The organism is Haloarcula sediminis (assembly GCF_035656455.1).
Classification (GTDB): Archaea; Halobacteriota; Halobacteria; order Halobacteriales; family Haloarculaceae; genus Haloarcula; species Haloarcula sediminis.
In genome coordinates, this window is record NZ_JAYMGA010000011.1 from 74384 (window position 1) to 99955 (window position 25572).

Below are 25572 nucleotides of genomic sequence, written 5' to 3' on the forward strand. Positions count from 1 at the left end.
ACCACACCGGAGGACAGTGAGTGCCATCCTGTGAATCTCACCTCCGCGTCGGCGCCCTGTCACACGGCGCGTTCGTCTGTCTCGCACTCGCCGTCGTCGCCGTGGGAGGATACCCCCACTCGATGGTCGCATATGCTGGGGCGGCGCTCCCGGCTACGCTGCTCGGTGCGGTGTTTCCCGATGTCGATCACCACGCCTCGAAGGCCTACCGCGTCGTCCGGACCGCTGTCCCGGTGGGGCTGACGGCCGCCGTCGCGGCCCTCGGGTACGCGGGCTGGGTCGAGCTGCGACCAGTGGTAGCCGTGGCTGAGGGTCCACAACTCCCGTTTTTTACAGGCGTGTGCTGGACGACGGTTGTCGTCGCCACCTGGACCGCCTCACAACCGCTCGTTCCCGCACTTCGTCCGCCTCATCGTGGACCGACTCATCGTCTCCCGGTTGTAGGCCTCGTCAGCGCTATCCTCGCGGGTGTGGTGGTGGCGCCCTTGCTGGCGCTGGGGTTCCCGATTCCACTCCTCGGAGGGACGAGCATCGCGTTTGCCTTCGTGACCGGAGTCGTCAGCCATCTCCACCTAGACGGGCTCCTGACCGAACGAGAGACGTATCTGTGCGTTCGCTAGCCCCGTGAAGGCCCCGTCGCTACTCGGTCATCGGTGTGGCTCACCCGTCGCCGATCTCGTCGAACAGCGTGGCGAAGTCCCCGGTTTCGAAGTTGGGGACGCCCTCGATGGTCCCAAGTACGTCGACCACCGCGTCGAGTGCGGGAACCCCCATCCTCGAGTACCACGTCATCAACCGAGTGGAAGCGGTCGGACTCCCGAAGAAGATCGGCACCCGGCTGCTCGACGGGTCCTGACGTTGTCGTTCGATGGGGCCGACTACTTGTTTCTCGGTCTCGAACGACAGGGTGAATCGCACGTGAGCACAGGATGATCCCATCAGCGCAGTTGCTCCCGCCCTCCGAAGACGGACACGACCCACACAGTGACAGCGCGCGTCCCACTCCAGAGAGCATCGCGAGTCGTATCCACGAGACCGACCGTACAGACGGGGAGCTGGCCGCGCTCGTCAAGCGGCGGCGGGCCTGTCGAGCCGCCCGCGACATAGTCGCCGACCGCCCGGATGGGGGGCAGCGGCTCGTGCCGCTCCTCGCAGACGTCGCCGAGACCGAACTCCGTCGAGGGGATGGGTCCGCGGTCGGAGCGCTGTTCTTCAATGGTGTTTCCACAGCTGTCCAGCGGGCGGCCCTGAACGCGCTTGCCGACGCCGCGAGACCGGCCCTCGTCCGTAGCTACGGTCGGTCCGACCACGCGCTCTCCTCGCTGATCGACACGCTCACCGCCACGTTGACCGGCTGCGAGGACCACGAGTCCGGGAGAGCGAGCCTACTCGCGCTATCGAGGCTCTGCCAGGTCCGCCCGGCTGCGGTCGCCGAGACAGTCCCGGTCACCGCTGTCGCGGCCTCGGCCAGCGCCGTAGCCAGGCGCCTCGACAGCCAGTGGGCAGTGCTGGAGGCAGCCCGGTTGCTGTTCGTGCTGGCGACTCGGTCGCCGGAGGCCTTCTGGCGGACGAACGAGGTCACAGAGTGGACCGAGTCGCTGTCGGCGGTCGACGATTCGGAAACAGTGCGCCTCGCCCGGGCCATCCGATCGACGGACCCCGAGACCGGGAGGCCAGTGATATCGACGGCAGCAGTCGCCGAACTCGTCGAGCGGGTCTGTGACTCGGAGGGACAACGCCGGCTGGACGCAGCCCGACAGCTCGGTGAACTCGGGGCGCTCCTCCCCGCGGGACGGTCACCGCTCGCAGAAGACCTCCGTCGCCGGATCCGGAACACCACCAGTCGCGACGGGTCGCGGGCAGCGGTCGCGGCCGGTGAAGTGCTCGCTTGCGCTCTCACCGGCGACGACGCAGTCGGGGAACGCCAGCGACGCCGGGTCCGGGCGGCGACCGGCGACCGGCGAACGCGGGAAGCGGCGATCCTCGGTGAACTGTGTGTCGCCCATCCCGACGCGTTCGCCGCGGTGCCAACAGAGCTCGCGGCCGCAGTCGCCGCTGATTCGAAAGCACGCGAGACCTCGCTCGCCGCTGTCGGCGAGTGGATAGCCCTGAGTGGCGGCGACACTACCCCCCGTGCTGAACTCTGCAGACGCGTTCTCGAGGGCGACGCCGACGTCGAATCGAGTGGCGCCATCGCGCTTGGCGAACTGGCGGCACACAGTCCGTCACGGTTCGCCGGAATCCCCGCCCCGCTGATGGCCGCAGTCGCCGAACAAGAGGGGGACGAACGCGAAGCGGCCGCGTTCGCGCTGGGAGTGGCTGTCACTGCCGTCGAGATGGACGACCGGGACTGCCTGAGAGACAGCCGTGCGTGGACGGGCGAGTATAGGGAGCAGGCGGCGAGGGCGTTCGGCGAACTCGCACTGGCAGCGCCGGCGGAGAGTGTCGGCGACGTACGGGTGAGCGACGAACTACCGTCCGATGGTGGGAATCGGCAGCGACGCGGAGCCGTAACCGCGCTCGGCTTCGCAGTCGGTGCTGACCACGACGGCCGGCCGGCGAGCGTCCTCAGCGACTGGGCGACGGACGCACCTGCGGGTGAATTCGGTGAGAGAGTCCGACACCTCGGCCAGTGGGTCGCGATAGTCCCCGGAACTGTGTCCGAACCACTGGCCCCCCTCGTGGACCGAGTCCGGAAGGCCGACGGTGGTGACCGGGACCGGGCGGCCCGGACGCTCGGACACGCAGTCGTCACGGGCACCGAGACGCCGGACGACCTGGGCGAACTCCTGTCGCGGCTCTCCGTCGCCGACGCGGTGCGGAGACTCTCTCTGGACTCCCTAGAGCGGACCGTCGAGACAGTGGGCGCCGTCGACGGTGTTCGATGGTTTCTGGATCGCCCTCGTTACACGGGTCGGAATCCGGAACTGGACGCTCGAACGGCCGGTGAATTTGCCGCCGCGGTGGCAGACCCGCCCACTGACGGCTTCGCATCGCTACACCGGGAAGTACGCCGTAGCGACGGATGGCACACGGTCGACACGGCACGAGCCCTCGGGGTCGCCCTCGCAGCGGCGACAGACACCACCGCCTACCCCATCGGTGCCCTCGTCGACAGAGTCCGGTCTACTGCCGAGGGGCGACCGACGTGGGCGTCTGTGCTTGGCGAGACCGTCGCCGCGTCGCCCGACGTGGCCGCCGAGCCGCCGCAGTCGCTTGTCGACCGCGTCCGCGCCACGAGCGGACGCAACCGCCTGCTGGCGTCGCGTGCGCTAGGGGAGGTTGTGGCCGCGACAGCGGTCGGTACTCCGGCGAGAGTGGCGGCGCTACGGGACCGCGTCACCGGGGCTCCAGTAGGGGCCCGTCAACATCTCGCACGCTCGCTCGGCGCGGCACTCGCCGTGTCTCAGTGCCAGGAAGTGGACGCTCCCGAGTTGCTCGTCACAGCTGTGACAGAGGCCTCCGGTCGTGACCGGCGGGCTGCTGCCTGGGCTCTCGGCGAGGCCGTCGTCTCGGGGTCCGTGACCGCGGCTCTGGACCGGATCGGGCCTGGAGAGCAGGACACATCCGTCTTCGAGCTGGACTGGCGCTGCCGCTCGACTGCGGCACTCACACGAACCGAAGCAGTCACGCCCCAGGAGTTGATGGACGCACTCGATTTCGATGACGACCCGGAGTCTAGCCCGCTGGAACGGGTGCTCCGACTCCGCGATCCGATGCGCAGGGACCTCCTGCGGGCGTTCGCGAACGCAGCGAGGGACTCCGACGGTCCACGAACCGACCTCCGCGAGCCCCTCGTGACAGCGCTTGCCACCCGGGAGAGGCTCGAGCCAGAGACGAGACTGGCAGTCGTCGACGCCCTGTCTCCGCTCGGGACGACACGGACTCCCCCATTCAAGTAGGCTGTTTCAAGTGGTGTTGTGATCAGGACTACACTGGTTCCCGGCCTTTGTCCGTATGTAGCGATGTCAAACTCCCACCGCGACTTCGACGGCTCGCTGAAAGAACCGATCATGTCCTGGGGGGACATGGAATATGTCGACGCTCGGGCGGATCCCACCCTGACGAAGTGGGAGCGGTCCCAAATCGAACGGGTCCACGGCCCGCTGAACGATCCGTACCCCTGAGTCGAACAGTAGTCGCTGATTTCCGGCCCCGTTTTTTCGAGAGGGTGAGCGACCGAATTGTGTGTACCCGTCGGCAACGAGAGAACGAGTATCGCGCTCAGTGAGTGGCTGAAACGAGCGGTAGTACCGGAGCTACACTCGTGCTCCTAAGAAGGTGAATAGAGCGCGACGGTGATGTTGTCGCGTCCGCCGTTCCGGTTCGCGTAGTCGACCAGATTCCGTCCGGCCTCACTGACCGAGTCTGCCCTCGAAACTATATGACTGATCCTGCTATCGTCGAGTTCGTCGGTCAGTCCGTCTGTACAAAGCAACAAGACGTCGTCGGCAGCCAGTTCGACCTCAGAGATGTCGACCTGAACACCCTGCTCCCAGCCCCCGACCACGTTCGTCAGATACGTCGAAGACCGTCTGTGCCCTGCCATTCCGTAATAGCTCGTCTCAGTATGGTCCGTGGAGACCTGCTCGATACCTCCGTCCCTGACTAGATACGCCCGGCTATCACCCACGTTTCCCACGAGGGCACGACTGCCGGCGGTCGTCGCCGTCACCAGCGTCGACCCCATCCCATCTGTGTCCGCGTCCGTTGCCATCTCCCGGTGAAGGGCCTCGTCGGCGTCCTCGAAACTCAGCCTGACAGCTTCCGCGTCCAGCGCTCCGGAGTGCAACCGTCGGATAGAATCGCCGAATGTCCTCGCGGCGAGTTCGCTGGCGACGTCGCCGGCGGCGTGTCCACCGAGCCCGTCCGCGACCACCAACCCGTAGAGGTCGTCGAGCTTGAAGCTGTAAGCATGGTCCTCGTTCCGCTCCCGCTGTCTTCCTTGAATTGACTCCGTGTATCGTGCCATGTTCTGTTGTCGGGCTCTCCGTCGTCCAGATCGGAGTTGGTTGGACAGTCACTTCAAGCCAGTTTCAAATGTAGCTGAAGGTCCACCGTTGGAGTTCCCAGTGTCGACGCCTCTCACCCCTGGATCGACATGGGTGAGTGGTGATGCGCTCCTCAACCGCGGCGTTCGATGAATCAAGTCGAAAAAAGCGGTCCCAGCTTTAGGTACAATCAGGCGCAAGTAGTATCGAAAGGTAGCCACACCCCGAATTGCTCGTGGACGTAGTCCTGGAAGTCATCGACTGCCTGGCGGCCCATGATGGAACCAGTCAGGAGCGCGACAGTCTCGACTCTGCGCTGTGTCACGTCACTTGGATACGCCCTCCCCGATTATCAAGCACCTGCAGGCGACCGACGCGAAGCGACAAACAGTGGCGTGTCGCGTCCTCGGTCACTGTGGAAACCACGATATCGTCCATGAACTGGCGAGAGTACGAGTCCGTGATTCACACCCAGAAGTGCGATCCGCAGCAGCGGACGCCATCGAAGAGCTACTAGATGGACGGTTGAGCGGCGAACGTGTGGTTCCGAGCGCCCTTGTCCCGAATCACTGGCCAGAGCGAGCGAGAATGTCCACCACACGAACCCGTGTCTCGGCGTCAAGGTCACTCTGTGGCAAGGTAGCGCGGACGTCCTTGGCGAGACCCGGAAGGAGGTCCGGCCGGGCGCGGTGAGCGCCGTCAAGAATCATCGACAGATATCGTGGTGCCGCACCGTCCCCGGCAAGCAGATCCCGGACGGGGACATCACGCTTGCCACCGTCGACGGGTTCGGCGTCCGGGAAGACGGCGTCGAGAACCGTCGGAGTCAGTTCGGGCTCCCGTTCGACGAGGGTCGCAAGCGTCTCGGCGGCTACCCGCCACATCGTCGGCTCGTCCTCCCAGTGGAGAACCTTGGCGAGCTCGCCGATCGGGTCTCTCGTCGGCCGAACGTCACCGACGCCGGCGACGGCGTCCGCGACCTGCCCGACCGCACCACCCTGCTGGACGAGCGATAGCAGCTCGTGGCTGGTCGGGTCGAGACCGTCGCGCTCGTCCCGTGCCGCCACGAGCCGGGCCCACACCGTCGTCGCAGCCCTGGTCGTGCGGTCGTCGGGGACCGTCGTCAGGTCTGCCGCCTGTGCGAGCGGACCATACGAGGTCGCGAACTCCCCGACAGCCACCTCGCCCAGGAGAGTTGCCGCCTTCCCGACGTTCCGGTCGAGCCGTGCCGGGTCGACGGCGTCTTCGGGGCGGACCGACTCGAACTCGGTCGACCCGGACCCGCGGACCCGGTCACGGAGGAGGCCCAGCACGGGGTCCTCCGCCTCGCTCTCGCGCCAGGCCAGGGCGAACCCCAGCGCCTTCGACGCAGCCCCCCGGTCGACACCGACGTGCTCGCTGATGTAAGTCGCGAGGGCCTCGATGCCATCCACGTCCTGTTTCGCGTCCGCTGCGACGTAGTACCCGATTGCGAGCGCGAGCTGCTGTCTCGCAACCCCTTCGCGTTGCTCGTACCGGCTGACGAGTGCCTCAAGGGGTCCCTCCAGTTCCCGGTCGTCGTGACAGACGAGCAGCCCGAGCGCGACGGCGGTCGGGCCGACCATCCCCGGATTCAGGCTGTCGTGGTAGGTGGCGGCCCGGTAGACCCGGTCGACCAGCGCTTCGCGGGGGTCGTCGCTCTCGGCACCGGAGCTGAGTGCGACGACGTGGCCACACGCCCCCGCGAGGTTCAGTTGCCTCGTCGACCCCGGCTGTGATTGGTGGAAAGCCTCGGACAGGCTCTCGGGTGACTCCGGCGCCACGTCGTGAACGCAGTGGAACACACCGAGCGCGTCGGCGGCGACAGACCGTTCGAAGCCGCTCGTCCTGCGGTATATCCCGAGCAACCGCTGGCGGACCGGTCCGGGTGCGGCGTACCCGGCCAGCGTCGCACCGACCGCGATGGCCTGCCCACCCCTGTCTTGTCGATGCGAGGGGATCGTCTCGAGATAGCTCGCGGCGATTTCGTCGAGTACCCCCGGCATGTCACCGGACAGCATCGCGAGTCCGTACAGCTGGGCCTCGCGAAGGAACGCCACCCCTTCGCTTGCCGCGACACGCTCGGCCTGCGCCGAGACGAAGTTCTCGCCGTGTGCCTGGAGAAGTGCGTCAACCGAACCGAGCAGTTCGGCCGCACCCGGTCGGTCCGCGGGATGGACAGACTGAACGCGCTCTGTGTCGGCGCGCTCGTCCGAAGGGGCAGTTCGGCAGACGGTCTCGTAGCCGAGCACCTCAGCGACGGCCAGCTGGTCCAGCCCGCCAGTTTCGACGACCGTCTTCCGAAGTACCGCCGTAATCGGGTCGTCCGTCCGGAACGCGTCGACGCTGGGTGACAGGTCGAGGCCCTCGGCCGCCGCGACGAGACAGTCGGTCAACAGGGCTCGCCGGATGCTGTCCCGGTCTTGCTGCGCAGCGAGGAGCTCCGCCAGACGGTCGTGCCCGGAGAGGGCGTCCGGTTGTTGCCCGACGAGGAGCCGAAGCAATCGGAGCGCAGGGAGCGACACCGTGTCGGCAGACGATGCGTACGCCGAGAGGAGTGACGCGACCCGCCCGGCGTCCGTGCCGACGGCATCGGGGAGCAGCCACCCGAGCGCGTCGAGAGCCCGGACGCCAGCACGCTGGACAGACGTGCGCGAGTCCATCGCTGCGTCAATCACGAGTTCGACGACGTCTTCGCCGGTGTATCCAGCTTCGTTGAACCGTACGGTCGCGGCCGCCGGATCGACCGACCCGAGTGCAGTCAAGAGGTGCGCACGACAGGCCGACGAGTGTGCCTTCGAACCGAACAACCGGTCGACGGTGGCAGTCTCGTGCCGCGACCGTTCGGCCTCCAGAATCGTGATTGCCTCCGGGACCAGTTCAGCCCCTGTCCCCGGATTTCGACCGACTGTCCGGCGCAGCTGTCGACACACCTCGCGACGACGGAGCATGTCCGAGGGTGTACCGACACTATCCGTCCGCTCGTCGACCAGTCGCTGCCGGAGCCTCTCGACCGCGTCGGGATCGACGTCTAGTTCAGATTGCATCGAATCTGCCCCTGTCTACGCTCCCAGGAATCTCACATCCAAGTATCTCCCATCGTTTCGAGTGTCGGCGACCATACTTGTCATTGTATCGCCGATTTTCACCGGGTTTCTCTCTGACTGCATACCGGCGAACCTGTCCGAGAGGGATAATTTAGTACCCCGTGCCAACCGTATGTCGGCAGACAATGGACGACTTCGGGCTCCTCCACAGCCATTCCCGGCTTAGTCTGCAACAGGAGCCCGAGGTCATCGAGGAGGTGACACTCCCCGACGCATGCGAGCACAACGGCGTCCAGTACGACCCAGAGTCGATGTCCGGTATCTGGGAGGGGCGAGTCAGGACAGTCCTCTACGAGTGGGAGATCGCTGACTCGGGGAGTGACTACTACGTACTTCACCAGCGGGTTTCGGTCTCGTCGGAGTTCGCACGGTTCCGGGCCGCGTTCGTGTTGCTCTGGCTCGTCGTCTGGGCACTCCTGTACCAGCTCCAGCGTGTCGGAACCGTCGACCTCTCGACGATCGGGATCCTCCCACTCGGACTCGCGGCAGGCGTCCTCCTGCTCTTTGGGCTATACACGACCTACCGGAGCTTCCAGTCGGTCGACCTGCACCGGTATCCCGACCCACTCGTCGATGTCCGGTCGTCGGGGTTCCAGTTCCGTCAGTATCGAGCGACGGCGGTGTTCACGCTCCTCGAGTACAGTAACGTCGCGTGGCTCGCCGTCGCCATCTTCGTCGGTGTCCCAGAGCTGACCCTCGTCCTCGGCGCGGCGTACGTGACCGTCGTGCTGTCGCTGCTCGCCATCTGGGCCGTCGACGGCGGTGAGCTGTTCGTCCTCGCGATGGAGCGGTCGCCGCTGGGCGATCTCCAAATCTCGGGGCTTGCCCGGCGATACGTCGAGTACGCGCTCCAGATGGCTGGGCTCATCGCACTGGTACCGGCGCTCTCGCTCGCGTATCGTGGGTTCGTCGCGCCCGCCGTGCGAGTCGACAGCACGACCCTCGCGTCGGAACTCGAGCGGGCCCCGCTCTCGGTGCCCCTGTTCGACGAGCTCCTGATGATCCTCGTTGCGCTGGTCGGGCTCTCGGCCGTGCGACGGGTCAGAGACGAGGACATGGCCATCGAGTACTTCGACTTCCAGTCCCGGCGGACGACCCATCTCGGGCGAATCGTGGACGCGGGCGCAGTCCTGCTTGCCGCCGGAGTCCTCTACATCGCACTGGCGAGCGCGGTCGAGGTGTTACTCCGTCTCGATGTCGCTCGGTCTCCCGAGTTTCCGGTCGCGCTCCCGCTGACGCTGACGGTCGCGGCGGTGCTCCCGCTGTACTTCCCGGCCGGCATCGTCTATCAGCACCGCCAGCGGTCACGGCGGCTGCACGACCTGCTGGAGAACTCCTCGCCGACGACCGTCTCCGTCGACGGCTTCGAGGCGGATGTACACGTGCTGGAAACTGACACCCACTACGCGACGAGCTTCGAGACCCGGTCCGGCGAGTACATCGTCGTCTCCAAGAGCATCGTAGAGGACTTCGAAGACGAGGTGGTCGCGGCAGTCGTCGCCCACGAAGCGGGCCACATAGCGAACGGAGACACTCGACTCTGCAACCGGGTCGTCGTCGTCAGTACGCTCCTGCTGGTTGGGCAGAACGTGCTCTACGACATGGTCAACTTCTACGAGCGGGAACACGACGCAGACCGCCACGCGGCCCAGCAGGTCGGGTTGGGTGCGATCCGGTCCGCCCTGACCCAGCTCCGGGACAGCGACAAGACGGGCGCAGCCCCGGAGTCGTTCGGCGCGAACTTCGCCCCGCAGTTCGATCCCGACACAGAGGGGGAGTTTGGCGGCATCTTCGAACTGTTCTTCGGCGGGTTCGCGCTCTCGGATGCTCATCCGAGCATCGACGACCGACTGGAGAGGCTCCCGGAACAGACATCGGCTCAGTCGGCGTCGGACGGGTCGAGCGACGCCGGCCCGTAGTACAGTGCCATCGGGCGGAGTAGCGCCGTCAGGAGCCTTGTTCCGGCGTCCCGAACCGCCTGTCGGGCTCGCGCCTTCAGGCCCCGGTCGTCGTCATCGGAGTCAGCCCCGTCCCCGTGCTGCCCAGCCGAACCGACAGGGGGGGACAGTACAGGGAAGAGCAGTGACCGGAGCTGTTGCCAGCCCGGGAACACCGCACACAGCGATATCAGCAGCCCGAGACCGCCGCCGGGCGCGTGTCTCCCGACGAGGTCATCGACGCCTTGCTCGGACTCCGTGGCCTCCTTCGGAAAGAGGAACCCGACAGTCTGACCGAACAGGCGAACTGGCGTCACGTGGTCAAGCCCTGCGACGGCACGAAGAGGTGGACCGGCATCGTCTGCGTCGAGTGGCGTCCCTCCGAGGAACCGGACCAGCCGGTAGCCCGGACTCACCACCACGCCCCGCGCGAAGCTCGCGGCCAGGATGCCAATGGGCGCGAACACGAACGCGAGTACAACGAGCGTCGCGGTTCGCGGGGCGACGACCGGCAGTGGCGCGAGCGCAGCGTCGAACTGGCGGTAGAGCACTGTCAAGGGCGCCGTCGGTGTCTGTTCGACCGACGGCGGGAGGAGTCCAGCGGCGGGTTCAAGCACCGCAGTCGGCAATGGGAACCGACCGTTGAGACCGAACCAGAGGATGCCGCCGACGAGGGCGAGATGCGCGAGCGCAACGACACTCCACCCCAGGTACAGACCGACAAGCGGGAGGAGTGCCCGTCGTGCGGTCTCGGTCGGCGCCAGTGTGTTCGCCAGTTGCGCGTGAAGCCGACGGGCCTCGGACATCGTGAGCCGAGCCAACGATACGCCGATATAGGCCGCGCCGAGGGTCATCGCGGGAGGCAGAAACCGCGTGAGTTGCCGAACGAGAAACAGCACCCGCTGGCCGGAACCGACTGCGCCCCCGGTCATGTCCGAAGAGATTGATCCGACGGCTCGCGGGTTCCCGTCAAGCGAGCCGAGCGTCTGTTCGGTGAAGTGGACGACCCATTCGGATGCGATGACTGCGAGCAGCAGCAAGCCCACCGTCATAGCTGCCCAGCGGACGAGTCCGAGCGGTATCTTGAGGACGTGTGTCGGGAGGTGGCGGGGCTGTCCGGGGAGCGCATTGTTGCTGTAGAGGCGGCTGAGACCGTACACCGCGATTCCGATAATCACCACGGGCCCGTACCGCGACGGGAGGAGCTCCGTCACCAACCGTGCCACCACCAGAAGACCGGCAAAGTAGATGACGGCGACGCCGGCGTGTGACTGTCGGGCAATCAGTTCGGCCGGCGCATCGAGAAGTGGTGATTCGCTATCGGGCCAGGCGTAGCCCGCGAGCAGAAGGAGGAACAGTCCCGAGAGCCACGACGGCGAGAGCAGCGCGACCGCTGCCAGCAGCACGCCGGCGTAGACGACGATCCGCATCCACCCGGTCGTAACCCGCTCGTAGCGGAGCGTCGACCGCCCGCTCGCCTCGATCCGGTAGCTTCCGACGCTCGAGGCGTTCGCGTATCGCCACCCGCCGTCGTCCTCGGAAATCCAGCGCGGGTTCTCCTCGAGCCACGCCTGCATCTCCGACTCCGAGCGCAGACGCCACAGTTCCGAGAAGGTCGCCATCGGCGTGGGGCTCGGCAGTTCCATCTGCTACCGACCTATTCTCCACGACTGGCAAATTTGTACCGCTATCGTTCCTCCCCAATAGTCGGCTGGTCCTTCCTTATCCTCTCGTGTAGACTTGACACTACTCTTATTGTCACATCGGCGAAACTGCACGCCAGTCGATGTTCGCTGCAGTATCCCATCGGGATTCGCGAGGTTCAGTCCGGGGAGGACACCAACCATGACCGGCGACGCTTTCGACCTGTCGGGGACAGACGCCGGTGGCGCCGGCGAGGCGTTCGAGGAGAGCGTGACCGTCAGCGCGGACCCGTTTCATTCGTTCGACGCCCTCGCGGGATACGAGGAGCAGAAGGCGGAGCTCCGGCGAACCGTCGTGGAACCGGCAGCCTACGACATCTTCGGTACTACCTCCGCACTGCTGTTCGGCGAGTCGGCCGAGGCACGGACGAGTGAACTTGCTCGGGGACTGGCGGGCCAACTCGGGTCCCAGTTTACTTATGTGTCCGTCGAATCGGTCGTAGGCCACTTCGACGAGTCGTACACGAGTGTGGGAGCCGCACTCCGGGCCGCCCGCGAGCAGGCGCCGAGTCTGGTCGTCCTGGACTGTCTCGACGAGTTCGGATTCGACGAGGCGGAGTACCGAACCGTCCAGCAGCACCTCACAGAAAACCGGCAGAACGACGATTTCGTTATCGTGGTTGGGACGGCCACAGAACAAGACGCGGACCTGCGGACCAACCAGTCAATATTCGAAGTCACGGTCAGGGTCCCGGCACCCGACGAGCAGTACCGCCGCGAAATCGTTGCCGCGGAGTTAGCCGAAGCCCAAGAAGCCGGGGCTGTCGCCGCTTTCCCAGAGTTGGACGGCATCGAGACCCGTGCGCTCTCGATCCAGTTGCTTCGAACGGCGGTCAAGCGGGCCCTCCAGAGACGGCGACGGGAGGAAGGTGGCCGCCATGCGGTCACCCTCGAGCCGAACCATCTGCAGGCCGCCATCGACGGAGTCGCAGACGAGCAGTTCGAGGAGCGGAACGACCCGGCGTTCTTCGGCGGGAACGACCCCAACGTCCGGTTCGAACCCGACATTCCGGCCGTCTCGTTCGACGATATCGGAGGGTTGCGCGAGGAGAAACGTCGCATCCGGGAGGCGGTGACGGTCCCCGTCGAGTACAGTGAGACGTTCCACGCGGCGGGGTTCTCCGTGGGCCAGGGAATCTTGCTCCACGGCCCGCCGGGCAACGGGAAGACGATGCTCGCGAAAGCCGTTGCTAACGACCTCGATTACCACTTTCTCTCGGTGAAGGGACCGGAACTGGAGCAACCGTTCGTCGGCGAGTCCGAGCGGCAACTCAGGGAACTGTTCGATGCCGCCCGCGAACACGCGCCGACCGTCCTCTTTTTCGATGAGTTTGACTCACTCGCGCCGAGTCGGGCCTCCGATGCACCCGCGTTCAAGTCCGACATGGTCAACGCGCTGCTCTCGGAACTCGACGGTCTGGAACCGCTGACGGACATCCTCGTCATCGCGGCGACGAACCGCCTCGACCATCTCGACGACGCCGTGATCCGGTCGGGTCGCTTCGACACCTTCATCGAGGTTCCGATGCCCAACGCGGAGTCCCGCGCAGATATCTTCTCGGTCCACGCCGCGGACCTCCCGCTCGCCGACGGCATCACGACGGAGTGGGCTACCTCGCTCGACCTCGGCGGCCTCTCGGGCGCCGATATCACCACAGTCTGCCGGAAAGCCCTCGAATTGGCGGTCTGTGACCACGACAACGAGTCACAGCTGTCGCCCATAATCCAGCGCGAACACGTCCGAGAGGCCCTCGACCGCGTCCGAACCGACCCGACGGACACCGGCCCGACACGGAGCTTCCGATGAGGGACCCGACAATTGCAGATCACGGTTACACGCGCTGCGGGGATCCGGACGCCGCCGATCAAGAGAGGATTATGACCGACGGTGGGACCGACGCGTCGCTGCGTGACCGGGCACGGCGTGACCCCGATTCGGTCTTCCTCGCCCTCCACGAGGTGAGGGCGGCCTTGCGCATCCCGACGGACGGCGAGGACCGGTTCGCCGCGTTGCAGCGACGGCGTGACGCGGCGGGTGCGGTCAAACACCTCACAGAGGCCGACGCAGCGCGGACGTCCGCCCTTGCGGAGGCCGTAGTCGAGACCCTTCGGGAAGAGGTCGCCCGCACCCACGCGGCTGGCGACCAGGTCCTGGGTGCTGACGGCCTCTCACAGGAGATACAGCAGGACTTGCTGGCGGCGGCGACAGCGCTCGCGAAGGCAGATCCGGGGCCGTTCCAGCGGGCCGGTGACCTTTTGCTCGAGTGCCTCCAGGCGGAAGTCGCGCCCGCCGAGACACTCTCCGTGCTATCGCATCTCGGGAGCGAACAGCCGGCCATCAACCGGGAGACGGCCACGCAGATTCGCTCGTACCTCGATGCCGACTCACAAAGGACTCGTTACGCCGCGACGGCAGCACTCGGCTCACTCGTAACCGCTCAGCCGGCGCAATTCCCATCCGTCGTCGACGAGCTCGCGGCGATGCTGTCGGACCCCACCGACCGGGTGCGGACCGCCGCGAGTCGGGCACTGATGAATCTGGCTCTCGAAGACTCGGCTACCGTCGTTCCGGTCCTCGACCGGGTGGCGGCCCGGCTCGGTGAGCGGCCGGACGACCACGAACGGACCCACCTGTTGCTGCGGGTCTTCGCCGCACTCTGTCGCTCCCACCCGGACGCCATCGGTCCGCACCTCGACAGCGTGACGCCGTTTCTCGACGCCGCCGACGAGCAGATCCGGGAAACCGCCACGCACATCCTGACCGAGGTCGGCACAACAGCACCGGACGATACGATGGCCGTCCGCAGCGATATCGAGACTCGGCTCTCGAATCCACGCGCGGAACAGGGTCACCTCGTGCGGACGCTCCAGACTGCGTGGGTGCAGACAAGAGATTCGGACGTCTCCCTCGCGGAGGTCGCCAGTGGGAACCTCGACAACACGTCGTTCCCACAGGCGATCGGTGAGCCGGAGACACTCGTCTCGCTGTACGCGTCGCTGGACGACGACGCACCCGTGTCGGCGGCCGCGGGCCAGCTCACCGCCGACGACCCCGAAGTCAGGCGCAGGGCACTCTCGTTTCTCGTCAGCGTCGGCCTCGGCCGCTCACCGGAGATACTGGTGCCACACGGGGACGCTATCGCTGCGGCGCTCGACGACCCGGATCCGGTGGTTCGGTCCAGCGCAGCGCTCGGTATCAGCGTCCTCACAGAGTCCGACCCCGACGCCTTCCGGGCCAACGCCGCGGCCTTGGAGGGCCTGCTAGACGGGACTGACGACGAACGGGCCGGAGCACTCCTCGCCGCCGCCGAGGCTGCTGAACGGTGTCCAGCAGCGGCCACTGGGTTCGTGGATGCGCTGGCCGCGACGATAGAGACGTATCCAGGTCTCGCCCCCTCGGCGCTCGCCGCCCTCGTCAAAGTCGGTGAAGCGACGGGAGTGGTCCCGACCGCGCACCTCGACGCGCTCGTCGAGGGGCTCTCCAACGAGGACCCGGACTTCCGGACCGCCGCTGCGGGGGCGCTGGTGACTGTCGCCGAACATGATTCCGACGCGATCGGCGCCATCGCCGACGAGGTGGCGACGCTGCTCGCGACTGCGGAGGACCAGCTCGCCGGGGACCTCCTCGACGTGTTCGCCGCGCTCGCTCGCGAGAATCCGACGGCTCTCGTATCACACGTAGCTACCATCGCGGACCAACTGACTGGGGCACCACCAGCCCGCCGCTCGGCCGCCGCGACGCTGGCGCTCGTCGCCGAGTCCGACCCGGAGGCCGTCGCAACCGTCGTCGGGACGCTCGGAGACGTGCTCGACACCCTCGCACCCGAGGCAACGATTTCCGCCGCCGTCGTGCTCCGGCGTGTCGCGTCGGTCTCACCTGCACGGGTCGTCGACGCCCTCCCCGCGGACGCAGACGCGTGGCCGACTGACCTCCGTACCCGGTACACGCTGACGAAGGTTGCGGAGGGGGTCGCAGAGACCGACCCCGAGGCGTTGGAAGACCGGGTCGACGCGCTCATCGCCGTCCTCACTCGTGATGGAAGTCACCCCCTCATCCGGGAGGGCTGTCTCGACGCTCTGCTGGCGCTCGATGACGCGGTCCCCGACCCGATCATCGCGAACGCGGACGCGCTCCTGTCGGAGGTCGCCGACGAACAACGGCCCCGGCCACAGCGACTCGACGAATTGGTCGTCGTCGCGTCCCCGCTCCACGAGGAGGAGCGTGAAACGACCCCACTGCGCCCGGTAGTGCCGGCGGTTGGGACCCTTGCCGCCGAGACCCCGCTCCCGGCCGCACGCATGACGTTGGCGGCCGTCGGATGGCTGGTCTCGCGTGAGGACGCCACAGCAGCCAAACCACTGAGAGAGGAACTCACGGCCGCCCTGTGGACGGAACCGGCAGTGACCGTCATCGCTGCGACGGCTCTAGACAACCTCGTGGCGGCCGACTCGACTCACGCCTCGGCTCCCGTCGAGGGAGATATCGAGTCAGTGGACACGGCGGACGCACACGTCGATCGCATCCTCGACGCGCGGGATGACGGGCTGGACCCTGACTCGGTCGCCGCCGAGTACCTCCCGCCCGACTTCGGGGCACGCACGACACGGCCCGACTGGGTGCAGTGGGCGGCCGAACAGCGTGCCGGCGCTCTCCCAGTCGGCGATGCGGAGGCGGACGCCCGGGAGCGTGCGGTCGACCTCCTGGTCCATCCGGACGACGACGTTCAAGACGCCGCCGCCAGACTACTCGCGGACATCGCGGACTCGGACCCGGGCGCGCTGGAACCGTACGTTGGGCGTCTCGCCACACAGATGCACACGTTCGACAACCGGCACGCACACGTCGCAGAAGCACTGTGCTCGATCGCCGCGTGGGACGCATCAGTTCTCGTCCCGCACGCCGAGCTGTTCGAGCTGGGTCTCGCATCCGACTACCCGGCGGTCCTCAAGCTGTCGCTCGTGACCCTCCGTCATGTTGCTGTCAGGGACACTGAATCCGTCCCCAAAGTCGTCGGCCGGACGAGCCAACTGCTCAACTACCGATCGGTCGACGTCAGGCGAGCGGCTCTGGATCTGCTCTGTGCTCTCCTGCCGGAGCGCAGCCATGAGGCCAGCCAAGCAGTCCGGCACGTCGTCCGTATGCTCGACGACGAGCCGTCCGTCCGTCGCACGGCTGTCGACTTCCTTCGAGAGGTCGCCCCTCAGCACCCCGACGGCCTCACACACCGGCTGGATACGCTGGTGGGGTATCTCGACACCGAGACGAGCGCCACCCGGGCGGCGGCAGTGGAGCTGCTCGCTACGACTGCTGCAGACAGTCCGAGCGCCCTCGAACCGTACGCAGGGCGAGTGGCAGCGTGTCTCGACGATTCGGACCCGGCGGTCAGGCAGGCCGCGCTCGGTGGCCTGGTCTCGCTCGCAGAGCATCGTCCGCCACTGGTCGCAGGATATCTCGACCGTATCGTCGACTGCCTCGACGGGTCGGAGACCGAGGTCCGCAACGCGCTCTCAGTGTGTTTCGAACTGGCCGGCTCCGAGCCGGACGCGGTCGAAGCACACGTGGCTCGCGTGGCGGCTCTTCTGGAAGGGAGGCCCGCGACCGACCCCGGCGTCGCACTGGGTATACTCGGTAAGGTGGGATCGGAGAATCCCGACTCACTTGCCGCTCACACCGAGACGGTCCGGTCGTATCTAGACGCTCGGGACGATACCGTCGCCGCCACGGCCGCGCGGGTCCTCGGCGAGGCCGCTGCCGCCGACCCAGCCACCGTCCGCTCGGCCCTCCCGACGCTCCGGGTCGCATTCGCCGAGCGGCCCGCGACACGTGAGGGAACGGCGTACGCACTCACACAAGCAGCCAGACACGCGCCCGAACGGCTCGTCGAAGATGTCTCGACGTTCGCCTCGGTACTCCGGTCGACGGACTCCCTTGCAGTCCAGACGCAGGTCGCAAGTCTCCTAGCGGTGCTGGCCGGGAGCGTCCCGTCGGCCCTCGTCGACGAGGTCTCGGCTCTCACCACCGTCCTCAGCGTGTACGACATCTCCGAGTCGACCCTCTCGGCGTTTCGAGCGGTCCAGCGCATCGCCGACGGCGGCACGGTCTCCTGGGCCGACGTGGAGGAGACACTCACGCCTGGTGAGTGGGGGCGACTGATCGAGACGGGCCTACTCGTCGAAAGTGACGGGGGTTACGCGCCGATCGGAACGACCCACGAGGAGCTCGTATCGGCGGCGCCAGACCTCCGATACCGCTGTCTCCGGACGTGTGCCGCTGTCTCAGAGGCCCACCCCGAGGTGGTGGCTCCCCACACCGACACAGTCGCGGAGTTCGCCACCGACGACGACCGCCGCGTGCGCCGAGCCTGTCTCGACACCCTCGCACAGACCGCTGCTGGTCAGGCGGACGCCGTGGCTCCGCACGCGGGTGTCATCGTCGACGCGCTCGACGATTCGTTCGCGGCCGCCGCCGGGCGCGCGGCAGTCTGTCTGAAGCGGCTCGTCGACGCCGGTGTGGACATCGACACGTCGGCGTCGCGCGTGGGCCGGCTCCTCTCCGCCCCCTCGGAGGGGGCGCGTCTGGGTGGCATCGTCCTGTGTCACACGCTCCTTGACGACGATCCGCGGGCGGTCACGCAACACCGGGAGGCACTGCAGGAACTCGTCACCACAACGCAGACGGACCGCCTCCGGCTGGAAGCCGTCGCCATCCTCGCTCGCCTGCCGCAATGATTCAAGAGGGATGTTTCAACCCCACTTGTGAGGAGCTACACCGTGGTGTCTGTACTCTATTCAGATGGAACGATGACTGAGTTCCACCGCGACTTCGACGGCTCGCTGGACGAACCGATCGAGCTCTGGACTAACCTCGAACTGACCGACGCACGGATGGACCCGATGCTCACCCAGTACGAGCAGTCACAGATCGAGATGCACCACGGCCCACTGAACGACCCGTACCTCTGAGCACGGCTCGTTACCGGCACTGCCGGTCGGCCGCTGTCGCCTCTGTTCCATCCACGTTTCCCAATACGCGAGCTGCGCTCGCGTCCCCAGGTCGTCAATTCTGATGAGAACGTCGAGAGCGACCAGTCCCGGCCACCGTTCAGCAGTCGTGCGTAATTCCCTGACACTCCATGGGAATGGCCGATCTGATAAACGTCCCGTGACGATAATCGCTGCTAAGAGAATCTCCGACTCTCAGCCGGCGGGAGAGAGACTGGTCTCTCCTATCCACCGAGACCTGTGTCGCGAAGTGACAGGGAGAAGAATGGGTACCATACGCCTCCACCCGGAGGGGAGTCTACAGGCGGAGCAGGCCGAGTGCCTCGGGGCTTGAACCCGAGGCGGTTCACACTGCGTGTAAACCTAGAATCGGTCTTTTACGGCCTCCAGCCGGTGGACCACATATGTCAGAATGCGTGGAATGCTCGGCCGAAATCGATGGTGAACCGCTCTACTCCGAGGAGGGGCCGCTCTGTGCGGACCACGTCACTGCGTGTCCGAGCTGTGGCGGGTACGGCGAAGTCGAGGGTCCCTTCGAGTCAGGCCCGTACGGCGAACCGATTCCGACAGTCGTCACGTGTCCGACCTGTTACGGTGCAGGTGCTGTCCCAACGGAGTTCTTGTAGTAGCGGGTCTCTTGCCACACCTGGCCACTCTACAACGTGTGTAGACCGCCGCGGGACTGTATCGGTTATACCTTCGTTCTGGCCGACGGGCAGGACACCCTGCACATGACTGACCAATGTCTGATGCCGACAACACTGACTACGAAGCACTACTCGAATCACTCACTGCGGATCCAGCCTGGGTTCGGTCGTCGACGAGCCCCACGATCGGGGACGCAGCCCGAGCCGCCACTGGCAAGGGCGTCGGTGAGGTCTTCCTGCAACATCGGTTCAGCGACGCGACGCTCTCGATCGCAGTGCCACACCACCGGCCGGGCTACGTCGCGCGACTCCTCCTGGATCATACGCTCGACGATAGCTTTCCTCACGCGGACGATGGCTTCGTCGGGAGACTCTACGAGTCGGAGGCAGCGCTGGTCGAGAGCTACCAGACCCAATATCTCGAGCCGGTCGTCGACACGTCGCTCATCTGCCGTGCTCGGATTCCCGAAGGATACAGTCGGCAGGCGGTTCACGCGACAACCCTCGCCCTCTCGGCGAGTGCGCTGCGCGTGCAGGTGCTTCACGACCGCGTCGAAGCACCGGTCGAAGCGATACTGGGTGACGACTCCCACAGGAAGTAACGATTATTTGACCGAGCGCTCTCTGCATACCCGTATGTGGGACTCGGAAGCCGACGACGAGAGTGAAGAGGAGAGCGGGTGGTACTACGTTGGCCACGGGAGTATCAACCACTCTGCGAACCGGATCCAGTTCCCCGAGGGTATCTTCGAGGCCGGCATTCTCGACCGAGGTGGAGACGCTTACTGGTCCTACGAACGGGTGGTCGGGACGCTCATAACCTCGAACCGCGAACTGACCGAGGAGGAGAACTACAACTGCGTCGGGTCTCGGGCGATCGGCGGGGGCGAAGACAACCACCGCGGCGGCATCCCAGCGCCCTTCTTCGCGGATTACGGCGGTAACACGAAACGAGACTCCGAACGGGTGCCGGAGAAAGCCCAGATACGGAACGGCGAGGAGCGACACTTCGTCTACCGCGAGGGGATGGATGAGGGTGAGACCCGTTCCTGTTACCTCCTGACTGGCGACCAGATTGTCAATCGGCTCCGGGGCCCGGGCGACTGGAAAGGGCAGTTCGACAGCGCCCCGCAGTTCTTCTGATCGACTCTGTCACTGCTCTGTTTCCGACCGCGCTGAATCGCGATTTCTGACGCAGTCGTCACGACGACCGGACAATCAGCGCGACGGACAAGCCTCTTCGAATTCGACTCGTCATCTGATAGGCTCACAGGGCTGGAGAGTCAGGTCGACAGGCGGGGCAGTCCGAGTGCCTGGCTAACCCGAGGCGGTTTACACTCGCTGTAGACTCCTTCCCGGCGCTTTCAGGGGATCCACGAATGGACGGGTATGGGGTTCCGGCCACGACGACCTGCCCAGTCACGACCGATCGCTCGTCGTCTCCGAACGACCACAGACGACGACCAGCAAGGTGCTGGGCCCGGTCCCACTACCGATATCGAGCCCACTGAGACGGAGACTCAGACACGTCTGCGGGCACTCGTCACGCTGGCAAGCGTCGAACTAATCCGGCGATTCCACGCTGACGGTGGCCGCCCTGCCGATGTCCAGTCGAGCACCGACCGACACTCTAGGGTGACGGGCGAGGCCGCGGCGCTGGCTGCCAAAGGCAGTCGTGACCTCGTACCCGGCGCAGGACTCTCTGACATAGATTCCGCTGCCAAGCTGCTTCCGTCCGAGTCCTCGCCCGTAACGGACTCGACGAGTCGACGCGAGCCGGTCGGCAGCGGTCCCCCGTCTATCGACGAGTTTCTCGACCGGACGCTCAAGGCCGAGCAGTTATCGACTGCTGGCCGTATACGGACAGTTGCCGACTCCACGGAACCGGATAGAACGGTGTCGGACGGACAGTTACCGGAACGAGAGATCATTACCGGAGTCTGCCAACCCACTGAATCCACCCTTTCAGAAACCGCGACCGGCGATGGATTTCAGCGCATCTGCTAAATAGAGGTGAATCACAGATCGCTCAGAACAGGAAACACAAGTACTACCGGACTAACATCTCCGCTTCACAACACTGATTCCGAACGGGCTTGGAGAATCCTGTATGGCTGATGAACAAACGGCGCTTCTTGCACATCTTCGTTCGATTCGCTCGGCACTCGTTGCAGTAGCAGTCTCAGTTCTCGCCACGGGTCTAATCATCCGCGAAGATCCGCTAGCATTTCCTTTCCTCATCGCAAGCATAGTTGTCTGTCTGTACACCTTTGTTCCGCCCCTCATTCGGCGGTGATAGTATCTCACCTTCTACGTAGACGTCACCTCTCGGTCACCTCTCGGTGATTGATCGCACAGTGTGCACTCACACTGAGTAACCGATTCAGCAGGAACCACCTGGAAGAAACAGAGTCGTCGTGCTAAAATCACTCTCTCGATTCAGCACACTGTCTGTATCAGCCGTTGCGTGTTTTGATAGAGCTACTTGGACAGTATACATCTGCTGTAGACGGTGAACCTGGTTTAATCCCGTCAATCACAGATTTCGATGTGTATGGTGTCAGTCACAATCGTAGAGAAGTATGATACGTACACAGTCATCGAGTGTGCTCGCTGTGGTGCCAACGGGAGTATCTACACCGGGATGAACTTCCTGACGGGCAACTCGAAGTACAAGACGTGCCCGACCTGCGATGGAAAGGGGAAAGTCCGGATCGAGAAGACCCCGCCGCTGTCCGACTGTGGTCGGTGTGGGGGTGACGGTCAGAAGAGCGGCACCTGCAGCGCCTGTGGGGGGACCGGTGTCGTCTCCGATGACGAACTGGAGAGTTACTGATCCGAATCGGCGTCGTCCGTTCTCGTCCGGTTGGCGTTGGCGGGTAGAGGTTCCCGTTTGGTTGTGATTGGCCACAGAGATGCCGACACGATTATGTAACCTGGCTGTGGAGTGTGGGCCGCTCTGTGATTTCGCGTCGACAATCGAGACTACCACGTTCGAAGGGCCATACTAACAGTGGTCAGTCTCCTAACTGACGCTGCCGAAACCAGTATCGAGCAATCGATGCTGGAGCGTGTTCGGGATGTCGCGACGGCGCTCACGACAGCGACATCACCGTGGGAGTGCCGGGATGCGGCACGACGAGCCCACTCTCTTGCGGCCGAGGAGAAGGCGGCCGCAACGCTGCTGGTGCCCCACCTCTGTGAGGTGCTCGAAACCGTTCGTCTGCGGTCCGACCGGAACACAGCCATGGCGTTGTTCTACGAGGGGCCGACCCGGGAATGCGTCGCCGAGGTCACAGGAGCGCTTGAGGCGATGGATACCCGCCGACTGGCTGGCCACTACAGGTCCACGGAGGATCACGATATCGATGGACTCCTGGAGATCCTCGCGGCCGCGCTGGAGGGCAGCCGACGAGGGGGCGCGCCGGCGGCCATAGCCCGAGTACTCGATGATATAAGCCGATTCTTCCCGCAGCGCGTGCCGAGAGCCCTCGTAGGGACGGATACGTTCAGCCGGCTCGGTGACGTGGTGACGGACCGAACAGATCAGGAGACAGTCGAAGCCGTCGCCCGTCTCTCGGCAGTCGTCGCAATCGAGTCGGACGGCGATAGCGATTCTCCTGCCGTATTCGAACGAATCGCGGATCTGGCCAACGACTGTGGTGACGATACTGCCCGTGCGTTCGCCGCACTCGCATGTACGTACACTGGGGTGAAGCCGCCAAGGTGGGAGTCTTCCGCCACTCCAAACCGGGAGTCGGCTGCCAGTTCGGTGTCCGACCGAACAGGTGCCGAGGGAGGCCAGGGCGACCGGTCTAAAGCTGCCCCCGACGAGTGCGATCCGGTTCGAGTGCTCGCAGCACAAGTCCGCTCGTCCGCTGGCGACGAGCGAAAAGCGACGGCTCGCCGGCTCGGGAAGCTCGTGGCGGTTCACCCGGCGCTATCCGGCCCGGACTTCACCAAGGTGGTGAACCGCATCCACGGGACGACCGGAGCGGCACAACGGCTGGAACAACGTGCCGTCGGGGAGCTGGCAGCCGTCTACCCCGATCTGACGAGTCGCACAGCAGCCCGCCAGGCACTCGTAACCCGGGACCGCCAATCCAGTGGTGAGGACAGTTGGCTGGCCGCACTGGCTCTGGGCGCTCTCCTGTCGGCACATCCGAACGCGGTCCCGGAATCCCAGCGGCCGCTCGTCGGTCTCGTCCGCGCTGTCGAGAGCCATGTCGGACGACCCCGGGCGTACATCACGCTTGGGGCCGTCGTGACTGCCGATCCCGAGGACCCGACAGCCGTCCGAGACGTGTTGCTCGACCGGGCAGAGCGGTCAGACGACACCGGTCGGCGAATTATCGTACGAGGCCTCGGCTGGTTGTGCACGAAGTACCCCTCTGTCGCGCCGCCGGGTCTCGAACCTCTTGTCGAGATTGCCCGACGAACTGAGACAGAGGAGCACACTTCACCACGGACGGCGGTCATCTGGGCGATCGGCGATATCACGATCGAGGAGCCGGCTATCCAGGATCTCGCGGACGTTCGTCGTGCCCTCGTCGAGCGGGTCGACCTGGACAGATCACCGACGCGTGACGTACCCACGCTACTGGGCGAGTTCGTCGCGGCCGTTCCGGAGGTCACACCGGGGGCCGTCGACCCACTCGTCGACCGGCTGAGAGCCGGCCGTGGGCCGTCCGAACCGACGGCGGATGCGATCGGCCGACTGGTGGTGGCGTTCGACAGACGCCAGGTCCACCCTGAAGGGTACCGTCAGGCCTTGGACATACTCTCCGAGGGGTACTCGGACGGGGTTCCCGCTCGCGCAGTCGGTGAACTGACCGCAGCGAACCCCCAGGCCGCCCCGGAAAGAGTGCGTCCGCTCGTCGATCGTCTCCGCGGCGCCGAGGGTGACGACCGTGATCGGCTCGCTGGCGTGCTTGGTGTGCTCGTGACAGGTATCGACGGAGAGACCTCCGCGCCAACGCTCGGTCGGGTGGCCGACGTCACTGACAGAGTTCCGCACGAGGCACTCCAGCCGGCCCTGGACCTCTACCGGGAGATAGACTCATGGGAACGAGAGGAGGCAGCCCGCGTCGTCGGCCGGATCGTCGCAGCCGACCCTGAATCCGCAGGCGACGTGCGACAGGCCATCACAGCGGTCATCGAAGAGAAGGCAGTTCGTGGTCGGACTATTGCCACGCGGGCGCTCGGCGAGGTCGTCGCTGCCGGATACGCCCCGCCGGGTGGTGACTACGGATTCCTCGTCGACCGCGTTCGGTCCGCTGACGGACACGACCGACGCAAGGCGACCGAGGCCCTCGGCGAACTCGTCGCTGCCGACTTCGAGCCAGACGGCCCGGAGATGGCCCGACAAAATCTCGCAGAACGAATCAGCGAGACCGATGGATTGGAGCGCAAGCGTCTGGGGGCTGCACTCGCTACGGTCGTGCTCGCTGCACCTGCTGAATCCCATCAGCAGTACGACCCGCTCGTCGAAACGACTCACGGCGCCGTCTGGAGTGGAACGGATGGCCGCCCGGCAGCACTGGCAGCAGCTGTCGGGGGAGCCCCAGAGGAGTACGTGCGGGAGGCCACGAGATCGCTCTTCGATGGAATTCCGGACTCGACCCGGAGCACCGCGATTGCGGCGCTGGCAGAAACCGATGTCCTGGCTCCTCGTATATTCCTCGAAGCGCTCACGGACGGGGATCGTGCCGCGGAAGTCACAGCGGCCCCGTCGACAGTCGACCAGCCAGCCGGCATCGACGTGCGGCCGCTTTTCGACCTCCCCGAACAGGTCCGTGCGGAGCTTGCCGCTTCGCTCGGGGTGGTCTGTGAACGCACCGACGATAGTTTCCCCGCTCTTACGAACCAACTCGTGGAACTCTTGCGACGTGACGACACACTGGGGACTGGCACCCGACTCCACCTCGTCGACGCACTCGCGCAGCTGGGTCACAGCAGCCGATGTGCCTCCAGTCCGAGACAGAGGAGTTGATCGCAGAGACTGTCGCTGACATCGAATCGGAGTTCGACGAGACGGTCTACAAGACGGACGTCGTCGAGGCGATTAACGTCGCAGCGGTAACAGCGCGGAGGCCCACGGCTTTAGCCGTGGGAGGAAGCGCGTCCACTGAGAGCAGTAATCCACGCCGCAGCAACAGTTTTACCCC

At 65.5% G+C, this 25572-nt stretch carries 17 protein-coding genes; 13 read left to right on the forward strand and 4 right to left on the reverse strand.

What is annotated here, in order from left to right; all coding sequences use genetic code 11:
* Window positions 1-20: 20 nt before the first annotated feature.
* The 3 genes from VJ162_RS16645 (at window position 21) to VJ162_RS16655 (ending at window position 4127) form a co-directional block, all read left to right on the forward strand.
* A complete protein-coding gene (locus VJ162_RS16645; protein ID WP_324665852.1) occupies window positions 21-620 on the forward strand; it encodes a metal-dependent hydrolase in 600 nt (199 codons plus the stop codon).
* 309 nt (window positions 621-929) lie between these two features.
* Window positions 930-3902: a hypothetical protein gene (locus VJ162_RS16650; protein ID WP_324665853.1), complete on the forward strand. Its 2973-nt coding sequence runs from the start codon at window positions 930-932 to the stop codon at window positions 3900-3902.
* 63 nt (window positions 3903-3965) lie between these two features.
* Window positions 3966-4127: a hypothetical protein gene (locus VJ162_RS16655; RefSeq protein WP_324665854.1), complete on the forward strand. Its 162-nt coding sequence runs from the start codon at window positions 3966-3968 to the stop codon at window positions 4125-4127.
* Between the two features lie 146 nt (window positions 4128-4273).
* On the opposite strand, the gene VJ162_RS16660 is transcribed toward VJ162_RS16655, so the two are convergent.
* The 3 genes from VJ162_RS16660 to VJ162_RS16670 form a co-directional block, all read right to left on the reverse strand.
* On the reverse strand, window positions 4274-4972 hold the full coding sequence (locus VJ162_RS16660; protein WP_324665855.1) for a PP2C family protein-serine/threonine phosphatase: 699 nt from the start codon (window positions 4970-4972) through the stop codon (window positions 4274-4276).
* Between the two features lie 209 nt (window positions 4973-5181).
* Window positions 5182-5316 carry a hypothetical protein gene (locus tag VJ162_RS16665; protein ID WP_324665856.1) on the reverse strand — a complete coding sequence of 45 codons (135 nt, stop codon included), beginning with the start codon at window positions 5314-5316 and terminating at the stop codon, window positions 5182-5184.
* A gap of 241 nt (window positions 5317-5557) precedes the next feature.
* Window positions 5558-8056 carry a hypothetical protein gene (locus VJ162_RS16670; RefSeq protein WP_324665858.1) on the reverse strand — a complete coding sequence of 833 codons (2499 nt, stop codon included), beginning with the start codon at window positions 8054-8056 and terminating at the stop codon, window positions 5558-5560.
* 185 nt (window positions 8057-8241) lie between these two features.
* Between VJ162_RS16670 and VJ162_RS16675 the strand changes: the two genes are divergently transcribed.
* Window positions 8242-10035, forward strand: coding sequence for a M48 family metalloprotease (locus VJ162_RS16675; RefSeq protein WP_324665860.1), 1794 nt, complete (start codon window positions 8242-8244; stop codon window positions 10033-10035).
* Here VJ162_RS16675 and VJ162_RS16680 read toward each other — a convergent pair.
* Complete coding sequence (locus VJ162_RS16680; protein ID WP_324665861.1) at window positions 9996-11699, reverse strand: hypothetical protein; 1704 nt, start codon at window positions 11697-11699, stop codon at window positions 9996-9998. The two genes, VJ162_RS16675 and VJ162_RS16680, sit on opposite strands and share 40 nt — an antisense overlap.
* Window positions 11700-11898: 199 nt before the next feature.
* On the opposite strand from VJ162_RS16680, the gene VJ162_RS16685 reads away from it, so the two are divergent.
* The 9 genes from VJ162_RS16685 to VJ162_RS16730 all read left to right on the forward strand — a co-directional run bounded on the left by VJ162_RS16685 (window position 11899) and on the right by VJ162_RS16730 (window position 25397).
* Entirely contained in the window at window positions 11899-13563 is a 1665-nt protein-coding gene (locus tag VJ162_RS16685; protein WP_324665862.1) for an ATP-binding protein, read from the forward strand.
* 71 nt (window positions 13564-13634) lie between these two features.
* Window positions 13635-18485 (forward strand): hypothetical protein, encoded by a 4851-nt coding sequence (locus VJ162_RS16690; protein WP_407066874.1) that lies wholly within the window; start codon window positions 13635-13637, stop codon window positions 18483-18485.
* A gap of 72 nt (window positions 18486-18557) precedes the next feature.
* Window positions 18558-18719: a hypothetical protein gene (locus VJ162_RS16700; protein ID WP_324665863.1), complete on the forward strand. Its 162-nt coding sequence runs from the start codon at window positions 18558-18560 to the stop codon at window positions 18717-18719.
* 443 nt (window positions 18720-19162) lie between these two features.
* Window positions 19163-19384, forward strand: a complete 222-nt coding sequence (locus tag VJ162_RS16705; RefSeq protein WP_324665864.1) for a hypothetical protein — start codon at window positions 19163-19165, stop codon at window positions 19382-19384.
* A 116-nt stretch (window positions 19385-19500) separates the two neighbouring features.
* The gene (locus tag VJ162_RS16710; protein ID WP_324665865.1) at window positions 19501-20007 is read left to right on the forward strand and encodes a hypothetical protein; all 507 of its coding nucleotides are present in this window, start codon (window positions 19501-19503) and stop codon (window positions 20005-20007) included.
* A gap of 34 nt (window positions 20008-20041) precedes the next feature.
* Window positions 20042-20548, forward strand: a complete 507-nt coding sequence (locus tag VJ162_RS16715; RefSeq protein WP_324665866.1) for a hypothetical protein — start codon at window positions 20042-20044, stop codon at window positions 20546-20548.
* A gap of 967 nt (window positions 20549-21515) precedes the next feature.
* Window positions 21516-21701, forward strand: coding sequence for a hypothetical protein (locus VJ162_RS16720; protein ID WP_324665867.1), 186 nt, complete (start codon window positions 21516-21518; stop codon window positions 21699-21701).
* A 258-nt stretch (window positions 21702-21959) separates the two neighbouring features.
* Complete coding sequence (locus VJ162_RS16725; RefSeq protein WP_324665868.1) at window positions 21960-22241, forward strand: molecular chaperone DnaJ; 282 nt, start codon at window positions 21960-21962, stop codon at window positions 22239-22241.
* A gap of 177 nt (window positions 22242-22418) precedes the next feature.
* Entirely contained in the window at window positions 22419-25397 is a 2979-nt protein-coding gene (locus VJ162_RS16730) for a hypothetical protein (protein ID WP_324665869.1), read from the forward strand.
* Window positions 25398-25572 lie beyond the last annotated feature (175 nt).